The sequence below is a fragment of the Isoptericola sp. NPDC057191 genome (assembly GCF_042670225.1).
Taxonomy (GTDB): Bacteria; Actinomycetota; Actinomycetes; order Actinomycetales; family Cellulomonadaceae; genus Isoptericola.
The window spans coordinates 1-9,298 of the sequence record NZ_JBHUWC010000162.1 but is presented as its reverse complement, the minus strand read 5'-3'; the positions used below and the strand labels follow the sequence as shown (position 1 = coordinate 9,298).

Annotated in this window: 7 protein-coding genes; all 7 read left to right on the top strand. The window is 73.7% G+C overall.

The genetic code is table 11. The annotated features are described in order from the left end of the window. The first annotated feature begins 210 nt into the window (after positions 1-210). The 7 genes from pyrR to pyrF all read left to right on the top strand — a co-directional run bounded on the left by pyrR (position 211) and on the right by pyrF (position 9,264). The gene (pyrR, locus tag ACFT55_RS16380; protein ID WP_380244906.1) at positions 211-837 is read left to right on the top strand and encodes a bifunctional pyr operon transcriptional regulator/uracil phosphoribosyltransferase PyrR; all 627 of its coding nucleotides are present in this window, start codon (positions 211-213) and stop codon (positions 835-837) included. Continuing rightward, positions 834-1,841, top strand: coding sequence for an aspartate carbamoyltransferase catalytic subunit (locus ACFT55_RS16375; RefSeq protein ID WP_380244904.1), 1,008 nt, complete (start codon positions 834-836; stop codon positions 1,839-1,841). Before pyrR ends, ACFT55_RS16375 begins: the two co-directional genes overlap by 4 nt. Further along, a complete protein-coding gene (locus tag ACFT55_RS16370; protein WP_380244903.1) occupies positions 1,838-3,181 on the top strand; it encodes a dihydroorotase in 1,344 nt (447 codons plus the stop codon). The genes ACFT55_RS16375 and ACFT55_RS16370 overlap by 4 nt, the downstream gene beginning before the upstream one ends. After that, entirely contained in the window at positions 3,178-3,720 is a 543-nt protein-coding gene (locus ACFT55_RS16365) for a hypothetical protein (RefSeq protein ID WP_380244902.1), read from the top strand. Before ACFT55_RS16370 ends, ACFT55_RS16365 begins: the two co-directional genes overlap by 4 nt. A gap of 68 nt (positions 3,721-3,788) precedes the next feature. After that, positions 3,789-5,021: a glutamine-hydrolyzing carbamoyl-phosphate synthase small subunit gene (gene carA / locus ACFT55_RS16360; RefSeq protein WP_380244905.1), complete on the top strand. Its 1,233-nt coding sequence runs from the start codon at positions 3,789-3,791 to the stop codon at positions 5,019-5,021. Further along, positions 5,021-8,398: a carbamoyl-phosphate synthase large subunit gene (carB, locus tag ACFT55_RS16355; RefSeq protein WP_380244901.1), complete on the top strand. Its 3,378-nt coding sequence runs from the start codon at positions 5,021-5,023 to the stop codon at positions 8,396-8,398. The genes carA and carB overlap by 1 nt, the downstream gene beginning before the upstream one ends. Continuing rightward, a complete protein-coding gene (pyrF, locus tag ACFT55_RS16350; protein WP_380244900.1) occupies positions 8,395-9,264 on the top strand; it encodes an orotidine-5'-phosphate decarboxylase in 870 nt (289 codons plus the stop codon). Before carB ends, pyrF begins: the two co-directional genes overlap by 4 nt. Positions 9,265-9,298: the final 34 nt, after the last annotated feature.

Genomic DNA, 9,298 nt, shown 5'->3' with positions numbered 1-9,298 from the left:
CGTATTCGGGCCCGAATACGTGCGCAACCGCCTGTTCGGCGTTCCGGGCCTGTCGGCATGGCGGCGTGTGACGCACGCCGCGCCCGCATCGTGGGCACGTCCCCGGGCCGCGCGGGGTGGACGGGATATGGTGGACGGCGTCAGAACGACACCCTTTAACACCGTCCCGTGAGGCGGAGAAGGAGGTCGCCAGTGGCTACTGGCACCGGCATGCCCGGAACACCCGACCAGCCCGACGTCCCCGAAGGGACCGTGGTGCTCGGCGCGAGCGACGTCGCCCGCGCCCTGACCCGGATCGCGCACGAGATCGTCGAACGCGCCAAGGGCGCCCAGGACGTGGTCCTGCTCGGCATCCCGACCCGTGGCGTCACCCTCGCCGCCCGCCTGGCGCAGCGGCTCGCGAGCATCGACCCGGCGTTCGACCCGGAGAACGACCTCGGCGAGCTCGACGTCACGATGTACCGCGACGACCTGCGCCGCCAGCCCACCCGCGCCGTCGGGGTCACCCGGCTGCCCGGCGCGGGGATCGAGGGCAAGACGGTGGTGCTGGTCGACGACGTCCTGTTCTCCGGACGCACGATTCGTGCGGCGCTCGACGCCATCGGCGACCTGGGCCGCCCGCAGGCCGTGCGGCTCGCCTGCCTCGTCGACCGGGGGCACCGCGAGCTGCCCATCCGGCCCGACTTCGTGGGCAAGAACCTCCCCACGGCCCAGACCGAGCGCGTGCGCGTGCTCCTGGCCGAGGTGGACGGCACCGACGCCGTGGTGATCAGCGGGCGCGAGCCCGGCGCCGACGTCGTCTCGCCGGACGGGCCGGCCGAGGGGAGCGTCCGATGAGGCACCTGCTCTCGACCGCGGACCTCGCCAAGGACGAGGCGATCGAGCTCCTGGACACCGCGGCGCAGATGGCCGCGACCCAGTCGCGCGAGATCAAGAAGCTCCCGACGCTGCGTGGGCGCACCGTCGTGAACCTGTTCTTCGAGGACTCCACCCGCACCCGGATCTCGTTCGAGACGGCGGCCAAGCGGCTGTCCGCGGACGTCATCAACTTCTCCGCCAAGGGGTCCAGCGTCTCCAAGGGGGAGTCCCTCAAGGACACGGCGCTCACCCTGCACGCGATGGGGGCCGACGCCGTCGTGGTGCGGCACTGGGCCTCCGGCGCCCCGTACCAGCTGGCCCACGCCGGCTGGCTCGACGCCGCCGTGCTCAACGCCGGCGACGGCACGCACATGCACCCCACGCAGGCGCTGCTGGACGCCTACACGATCCGCCGCCACCTCGCGGGGCGCGGCGGTGGGCTGCGGCGTGGCGGGGACGACGGCGTCGGCGCGGACCTGGCGGGCCTCAAGGTCGCGATCGTGGGCGACGTCCTCCACTCGCGCGTCGCGCGCGCCAACGTGCGGCTGCTGCGGACCCTGGGTGCCGAGGTGACCCTGGTCGCGCCGCCCACGCTGCTGCCCGTCGGGGTCGAGACGTGGCCGTGCCGCACCTCGTACGACCTGGACACCACGCTCGCCGACTGGCAGCCCGACGCCGTGATGATGCTGCGGGTGCAGCGCGAGCGGATGTCGGGCGGCGCGGGCGCGTTCTTCCCGAGCCCGCTGGAGTACACGCGCTACTTCGGGCTCGACGCCCGCCGCACGGCGCTGCTGCCGGCGCACTCGATCGTCATGCACCCCGGTCCGATGAACCGCGGCCTGGAGATCTCCGCCGAGGCGGCGGACTCCGAGCGCGCCGTGATCGTCGAGCAGGTCGCCAACGGGGTCGCCGTGCGCATGGCCGCCCTGTACCTCCTGCTGTCCGGCTCCACCTCGTCCGCCACCGAAGGGACCGCCCTGTGACCACCACCTACGTGCTGCGCGGAGCGCGACCCCTCGGCGGCGACGCCGCGGACGTCGTCCTGTCCGACGGCGTGATCACCCAGGTCGCGGCTCCCGGGACGGCGGTCGTGCCCGAGAGTGCCGACGTCGTGGAGATCGCCGCCGACGGCCACGTGCTGCTCCCCGGCCTGGTCGACCTGCACACGCACCTGCGCGAGCCGGGACGCGAGGACGCCGAGACGGTGGCGTCGGGCACCCGCGCCGCTGCGGCGGGCGGCTTCACCGCCGTGCACGCGATGGCGAACACGTCGCCGGTCGCCGACACCGCGGGCGTCGTCGAGCAGGTCTGGCGGCTGGGCCAGGAGGCCGGCTGGGTCGACGTGCACCCCGTCGGCGCGGTGACCGTCGGTCTCGGCGGCGAGCGCCTCGCGGAGCTGGGCGCGATGGCCGACTCGGCCGCGCGCGTCCGCGTCTTCTCGGACGACGGCAAGTGCGTGCACGACCCGATCCTCATGCGCCGCGCGCTGGAGTACGTCAAGTCGTTCGGCGGCGTCGTCGCGCAGCACGCCCAGGAGCCCCGTCTCACCGAGGGCGCCCAGATGAACGAGGGCGTCGTGTCCGCCGAGATCGGCCTGGCCGGCTGGCCGGCCGTGGCGGAGGAGGCGATCATCGCCCGCGACGTGCTGCTCGCCGAGCACGTCGGCTCGCGCCTGCACGTGTGCCACCTGTCGACGGCGGGCTCGGTCGAGATCGTCCGGTGGGCCAAGGGCCGCGGGATCGACGTCACCGCCGAGGTCACGCCGCACCACCTGATCCTCACGGACGAGCTCGCGCGCAGCTACGACCCGACCTACAAGGTGAACCCGCCGCTGCGCACGGCCGCGGACGTCGAGGCGGTGCGCGCCGGCCTGGCCGACGGCACGATCGACATCGTCGCGACCGACCACGCCCCGCACACCCGCGAGGACAAGGACTGCGAGTGGGGTGCCGCCGCGTTCGGGATGACGGGACTGGAGACCGCGCTGTCGGTCGTCCAGGCCACCATGGTCGACACGGGCCGGATGACCTGGGCCGACGTCGCGCGTGTGCTGTCCGCCAACCCGGCGCGCATCGGGCGGATCGACACCACCCAGGGACGCCCGGTCGCCGTGGGCGAGCCGGCGAACCTCACCCTGGTGGAACCAGCCGCGACCCGCACCGTCGACGGCGCGGCCCAGGCCACCGCGAGCGGCAACACGCCCTTCGCGGGGCGCGACCTGCCCGGCCGAGTCGTGGCGACCTTCCTGCGCGGGCGCGCGACCGTGCTGGACGGAGCACCGGTGGCCCCGGTCGACGCCGGTGGTCGGGGAGGGGCGCGATGAACCTCCCCCTGCCCGTCGCCGTCGGGATCTGGGTCGTCGTCGGCGTCCTGCTGCTCCTGGTGGTCCTCACCGGGCGGCGACGCCTCGCGGCCCGCACCCGCGACACCGTCCCCGTGCCCCCCGTCGCCCCCGAGGACCTCGGCACGCTGCGGCTGGGGCCGCTCGAGGCCACGTACGTGTCCTCCACCCTCGCGGGCGACTGGCTCGCCCGCGTCGGCGCGCACCACCTCGGCGACCGCTCCGTCGCGCACGTCTCCGTGCACGACGCCGGCGTGCTGATCGAGCGCGACGGCGCTCCCGACGTGTTCGCCCCGGTCGCCGCGCTGCGCGGCGTCGGGCTCGCCCCCGGCATGGCCGGCAAGTACGTCGGCGCCGACGGCCTGGTCGTCGTCACCTGGGAGGACCCGGCCGCCGACGGCGTGCCCGCGGTCGCCCTGGACACCGGCCTGCGCACGCGCCACGAGCCCGACCGTTCCCGCCTGGTCGACGCCGTGCGCCACCTCATGACCTCCGCCCCCGCACCGAAGGACGAGCAGTGACCACCAGCTCCCTCACCAGCCCCACGACGAGCCCTGACACGGCCGGCGCGGCACACGCGGCCCTCCTCGTGCTCGAGGACGGCACCGTCGCCCGCGGACGTGCCTACGGCGCCCGGGGCGCCACCTTCGGCGAGATCGTCTTCTCCACCGGCATGACCGGGTACCAGGAGACCCTCACCGACCCGTCCTACCACCGGCAGATCGTCGTGATGACGGCCCCGCACGTGGGGAACACCGGCATCAACGACGAGGACCCGGAGTCCGGCAAGATCTGGGTCTCCGGGTACGTCCTTCGCGACCCCGCCCGCCGAGTGTCGTCCTGGCGCGCGGACCGGTCCCTGGAGGACGAGCTCGCCGCCCAGGGCGTCGTCGGGATCAGCGACGTCGACACCCGCAAGCTCACCCGCCACCTGCGCGAGCTCGGCGTCATGCGCGCGGGTGTCTTCTCCGGCGACGCCCTCGTGCGCGAGGGGGTCGGCGGCGCGAGCATCGAGCGCCCGGTCGCCGAGCTCGTCGCCGAGGTGCAGGCCTCGCCGGCGATGGCCGGCGCCAACCTCGCCCCCGAGGTCACGACCCGCGAGGCGTACGTCGTCGAGCCGGCCGGCGAGTTCGCGGGCCGGTCCCCGGTCGCGACCGTCGTCGCCGTCGACCTGGGCATCAAGGCGATGACGCCCGCCCGCCTGGCCGAGCGTGGCGTGCACGTGCACGTGGTGCCGCAGTCCGCGACGATCGCGGACGTCGAGGCGCTGCTGCCCGCCGACGGGTCGCCCGCCGGCGTGTTCTTCTCCAACGGCCCGGGCGACCCGTCGTCGGCCACCCACGAGATCGAGCTGCTGCGCGACGTCCTGGACCGGGGCATCCCGTTCTTCGGCATCTGCTTCGGCAACCAGCTGCTGGGCCGCGCCCTCGGCTACGGCACCTACAAGCTCGGGTACGGCCACCGCGGCATCAACCAGCCCGTCATGGACCGCACGACCAGCAAGGTCGAGGTCACGGCGCACAACCACGGGTTCGCCGTGGACGCGCCCGTCGACGCCGTGAGCACCGCCCCGCACGACGCGGAGCGCACCGACGGTCGCACCTACGGCCGCGTGATCGTCTCGCACGTGGGACTCAACGACCAGGTGGTCGAGGGGCTCACCGCGCTCGACGTGCCCGCCTTCTCCGTCCAGTACCACCCCGAGGCCGCTGCCGGACCGCACGACAGCGCCTACCTCTTCGACCGCTTCGTGGAGCTCATGACCACGCGCCGGCCCGTGACCGTCCCCGCCGCCACGCTGGCCGCACTGAAGGAGAACTGATGCCCCGCCGTTCCGACCTCTCCTCCGTCCTGGTCATCGGCTCCGGCCCGATCGTCATCGGCCAGGCCTGCGAGTTCGACTACTCGGGCACCCAGGCCTGCCGCGTGCTCAAGGAGGAGGGCCTGCGCGTCGTCCTCGTGAACTCGAACCCCGCGACGATCATGACCGACCCGGAGTTCGCCGACGCCACCTACGTCGAGCCGATCACCACCGAGGTCCTCACCTCCATCATCGCCAAGGAGCGCCCCGACGCGCTGCTGCCCACCCTCGGCGGGCAGACGGCGCTCAACGCCGCGATCGCCCTCGACGAGGCCGGCGTCCTCGAGCAGTACGACGTCGAGCTCATCGGCGCCAACATCCCCGCCATCCAGAAGGGCGAGGACCGCCAGCAGTTCAAGGACGTCGTCGCCAAGTGCGGCGGCGAGTCCGCCCGCTCCGTCATCGTGCACACCGTCGAGGAGGCGGTGGCCGCCGCCGGCGACCTCGGCTACCCCATGGTCGTCCGCCCGTCGTTCACGATGGGCGGCCTGGGCTCCGGGTTCGCGTACGACGAGACCGAGCTGCGCCGCATCGTCGGCCAGGGCCTGCACTACTCGCCGACCACCGAGGTGCTCCTCGAGGAGTCCATCCTCGGCTGGAAGGAGTACGAGCTCGAGCTCATGCGCGACAAGGACGACAACGTCGTGGTCGTCTGCTCGATCGAGAACGTCGACCCCGTCGGCGTGCACACCGGCGACTCGGTGACCGTCGCCCCCGCGATGACGCTCACCGACCGCGAGTACCAGAGGCTGCGCGACATCGGCATCGCCGTCATCCGTGAGGTCGGCGTCGACACCGGGGGCTGCAACATCCAGTTCGCCGTCGACCCCGAGACCGGGCGCATCATCGTCATCGAGATGAACCCGCGCGTGTCGCGGTCCTCCGCCCTGGCCTCGAAGGCCACCGGCTTCCCGATCGCGAAGATCGCGGCCAAGCTCGCCGTCGGCTACACGCTCGACGAGATCCCGAACGACATCACGCGCGTCACCCCGGCCAGCTTCGAGCCCACGCTCGACTACGTGGTCGTCAAGGTGCCCCGGTTCGCGTTCGAGAAGTTCCCCGCCGCCGACCCGACCCTGACCACCACCATGAAGTCGGTCGGCGAGGCGATGGCCCTCGGGCGCAACTTCACCGAGGCCCTCGGCAAGGCCCTGCGCTCCATCGACAAGGGCGGGGTCGCGTTCCACTGGGACGGCCACGCGCCCTCCGGCGCCGACCTCGACCAGCTCCTCGCCGAGATCCGCCGGCCCACCGAGCACCGCATGGTCGGCGTGCAGCAGGCGCTGCGCGCCGTCGTCGCCGGGCACACGACCCTCGAGGCCGTGTTCGACGCCACCAAGATCGACCCCTGGTTCCTCGACCAGATCCTGCTGATGAACGAGGTCGCGGCGGAGGTCGCGGCCAGCACCACCCTCACCGAGGAGGTGCTGCGCCGCGCCAAGCGCCACGGCCTGTCCGACGTGCAGGTCGCCCGCCTGCGCGGCATGGGAGCGTCGGGGGAGGCCACGGTCCGCGAGGTGCGTCGCGCCCTCGGGGTGCGGCCGGTGTACAAGACGGTCGACACCTGCGCCGCCGAGTTCGCCGCGCGCACGCCCTACCACTACTCGTCCTACGACGAGGAGACCGAGGTGGCCCCTCGCGAGCGCGAGGCCGTCATCATCCTGGGCTCCGGTCCGAACCGGATCGGGCAGGGCATCGAGTTCGACTACTCGTGCGTGCACGCCGCCCTGACCCTCTCGGAGCGCTACGAGACCATCATGGTCAACTGCAACCCGGAGACGGTCTCGACCGACTACGACACCTCGGACCGCCTCTACTTCGAGCCCCTCACGTTCGAGGACGTCCTCGAGGTGTACGAGGCCGAGCTCGCCGCAGGCCCGGTCAAGGGTGTCATCGTGCAGCTCGGCGGCCAGACGCCGCTCGCCCTCGCGCAGCGTCTCGCCGACGCCGGCGTGCCGATCCTCGGCACCTCGCCCGAGGCGATCGACGCCGCGGAGGACCGCGGCATCTTCGGTCAGGTCCTGCTCGACGCCGGCCTGCCCGCCCCGGCGTTCGGCACCGCGCGGTCGCTGGGTCAGGCCCGCGAGGTCGCCGAGACCATCGGCTACCCGGTCCTCGTGCGCCCCTCGTACGTGCTGGGCGGGCGCGGCATGGAGATCGTGTACTCGGTCGAGCAGCTGACGGAGTACGTCGAGCGGGCCCTCGCGGCCGCCGCCGCGGACGAGCGCACGGCGGGTGGTCTGCTGCCCGCGCCGCTGCTGATCGACCGCTTCCTGGACGACGCGATGGAGATCGACGTCGACGCCCTGTTCGACGGCGAGGAGATGTTCCTCGGCGGCGTCATGGAGCACATCGAGGAGGCCGGCATCCACTCGGGCGACTCCGCCTGCGTGCTGCCGCCGGTGTCGCTGTCGACCTCCGAGATCGAGCGGATCCGCCGGTCCACCGAGGCGATCGCCCGGGGCGTCGGGGTGCGCGGCCTGCTCAACGTGCAGTACGCGCTGGTGTCCGACGTGCTGTACGTGCTCGAGGCGAACCCGCGCGCGTCGCGCACCGTGCCCTTCGTCTCGAAGGCCACGGGCACGTCGCTCGCCAAGGCCGCGGCGCGGGTGATGGTCGGCGAGTCGATCGCGAGCCTGCGGGCCGAGGGCGTGCTGCCCGCCGAGGGCGACGGCGGCACGCTGGACCTGGGTGCCCCGCTGGCCGTCAAGGAGGCGGTCCTGCCGTTCAAGCGGTTCCGCACCGCCGAGGGCCAGGTCGTCGACACGGTGCTCGGCCCGGAGATGCGCTCCACGGGCGAGGTCATGGGCTTCGACAAGGACTTCCCCCACGCCTTCGCGAAGTCGCAGGCCGCGGCGTTCGGCGGTCTGCCCACCGCCGGCCGGGTGTTCGTGTCGGTCGCGGACCGCGACAAGCGCTCGATCGTGTTCCCGGTCAAGCGCCTCGCGGAGCTGGGCTTCGAGGTGCTGGCGACCTCCGGCACCGCCCAGGTGCTGCGCCGCAACGGCATCGGCAGCACGGTGGTGCGCAAGTTCTCCGACGGCCGCGGGGCCGACGGCGAGCCGACGATCGTCGACCTGATCAGCGACGGCGAGGTGGACCTCGTGGTGAACTCGCCGTCGGGCCAGGGCGCGCGCGCCGACGGCTACGAGATCCGCGCGGCCACGACCGCGGCGGACAAGCCGATGATCACCACCGTGGACCAGCTCGCCGCGGCGGTGCAGGGGATCGAGGCGGTCCGCGGCGGCCCGTTCGACGTCGCCAGCCTGCAGGAGCACACGGCCGCCACGGTGGCTCGGCTCGCGGGCGAGGACGTCGTGGCGGGGGTGCCGGCGTGACCGCGGCCACCGCGCCGTTCGGCGCGCGTCTTGCGGCGGCGATGGATGCCCACGGGCCGCTGTGCGTGGGCATCGACCCGCACGCCTCCCTGCTCGACGCCTGGGGTCTGGGCGACGACGCCGCGGGGGTCCGGGAGTTCGGGCTCCGGGTGGTCGACGCCCTCGGCGGGCGCGTGGCGGCCTTCAAGCCGCAGGCCGCGTTCTTCGAACGGCACGGGTCTGCCGGCGTCGCCGCGCTGGAGGACGTGATCGCCGCGGCGCGTGCCGTGGACACCCTGACGATCGTCGACGCCAAGCGCGGGGACATCGGCTCGACCATGGCCGCGTACGCGGACGCGTTCCTGGCGGACGGCTCGCCCCTGGCCGGGGACGCCGTCACGGTGTCGCCGTACCTGGGGTTCGGCTCGCTCGCGCCGGCGGCCGAGCTGGCCGCCCGTACGGGCCGCGGGATCTTCGTGCTGTGCCTCACCTCGAACAAGGAGGGCCACGAGGTGCAGCACGCCGTCGGCCCGGACGGGGTGAGCGTCGCCGCCTCGATGGCGGCGCAGGCCGCGGTGCTCAACTCCGGCGCGGTGGCCGAGGGGCTGCCGATGGGTTCGGTCGGGCTCGTCGTCGGTGCCACCGTCGGGGACGCCGCCCGGGAGACCGGGACCGACCTCGTGGCGGTCCACGGCCCGCTGCTCGCGCCCGGGGTGGGTGCGCAGGGGGCAGGCGCGCGCGAGCTCGCCACGGCCTTCGGCCCCGCGCGCCGGCACGTGCTGGCGTCCTCCTCCCGGGGCGTGCTCGCCGCCGGACCTGACCCGGAGGGGCTGCGTGCCGCGGCAGCCACCGCGGTCGACGACGCACGGGCGGCCTTGCGCGGCTGACGCCCGCTCACGCACGGACGGCCAGGGCCGCACC